General features: G+C 22.2%; 2 protein-coding genes. Both read right to left on the bottom strand.

The genetic code is table 11. From position 1 onward, the window contains the following. Nucleotides 1-148 precede the first annotated feature (148 nt). On the bottom strand, nucleotides 149-913 hold the full coding sequence (locus tag ELQ11_RS09485; RefSeq protein ID WP_126218106.1) for a hypothetical protein: 765 nt from the start codon (nucleotides 911-913) through the stop codon (nucleotides 149-151). Nucleotides 914-996: 83 nt separating this feature from the next. Continuing rightward, nucleotides 997-1,413, bottom strand: a 417-nt coding sequence (locus ELQ11_RS09965) for a hypothetical protein (protein WP_193551780.1), incomplete at its 5' end; no start/stop codon positions are given.

Raw genomic sequence — 1,413 nt, forward strand, 5'->3', positions numbered from 1 at the left:
GCAATTTTTGCATTTTATTTCTAATTTGCCTGAGAATATATTCCAAATATTTTGTAATTTATTGATTTTTGTTTTACAAACTTCACATTCTTTATAAATAGACATTTATTTTTCCTATATAATTTAAAAATTATCTTTAAAATTTAAATTATCTTCCGCATGCATTTAATCTTCCTTTAGCAAAATTTATGAAATAATTAAGTTTTTTTGTTACATATATTGCTTCGTATAATTCTTGATCTTGAAATTTTAAATCCGCATCATGAAATAAATTTATTTTTTTATAAGAATTAATCATATTTTCTAATAACTGTTCTTTTTGAGGTATAGAACACATAAGATTTGTATCTAAAGTAAAACCAAAAAACAAGATATTATAAGTCATAAAATTAATTTCAAACATTATTTTACCTAAATTATACTTAGATGGTAATTTTTCAATTTCACTCATAAAGACAAGCAACTCATCCGCAACATTTAAATAATTATTAATTTCTTTTAAATTAGTAGTGCTATTAGAAGCAAGATAAAAATAATTAAGATTATTTTGCATTTGCAAACCAAATAATACATCCTTATTTTTAAGAGCTACCAAATAAGCATTGTCTAAACCTAAAATTTGCATAAATTTAAAATCTTTTTTAAAATTATGCATATAATTTAATAGTTCTTTTTGATTAAGTTTTAATTCTTGATTTAAGTTTTGTTCTACAAAAACTTTTTTAAATTCTTCTTCGTTGCTCCAGAATAATTTAGATATCTCTTTTCTAATTTGATTTTCTTTTTCATGATTATACTTATCCCAAAAGATAAGCTCTAAAGGGCGATAAGCTAAGCTTATAAAAATAATCAAAGCTATAAGCAAACCGCAGGGTATATAAAATCTTTTAAGTTTATAAAAAGGTTTTTTCATTTATATTCCTTGATATTTTAAAAATAGTTTTTGTGTCTTTTTCTGTTTCGTTTAAGGTTTTATTTTGAGTGTTAAGTTCTATCTCATTCATTTGTGCATTCTTTTAATTTAGATTGTAGAGTGTTAAGATTTGTCAATGTCTTCTTGTTGAAGTTTTCTAAAATTTTATTAATATTTTCTTTTAGCTTCTCTTTAGCTTGATTATCTAAAAAAAAATCTTTACGAATTCTTCTTGTAACATTATCTGTAATTTTATTTAGTTTTCTCATTGTATTTAAAATTATTGCAGTTTTAGAATTATCAAATTTACATGTGAATTTTTTAGAAAGATCTCCAATATAAATATGGGAAAATCCCCAGTTGTTTCCAATTAAAGAAGATGTATAATAAACAATATGTGAAAAATCATGACTTTTGATTTTATTTTGCAAAAAATCCTCTTCTAAACGAGTATTTAGAAAAAATAAAAAATCTTCAAGTGCATCAAATCTTTCCTTGTC

The organism is Campylobacter sp. US50a, assembly GCF_004379015.1.
Taxonomy (GTDB): domain Bacteria; phylum Campylobacterota; class Campylobacteria; order Campylobacterales; family Campylobacteraceae; genus Campylobacter_D; species Campylobacter_D jejuni.

Coding starts and splice junctions, on each gene's coding strand:
- ELQ11_RS09485 (WP_126218106.1), bottom strand. CDS start 913: ATGAAAAAACCTTTTTATAAACTTAAAAGATTTTATATACCCTGCGGT.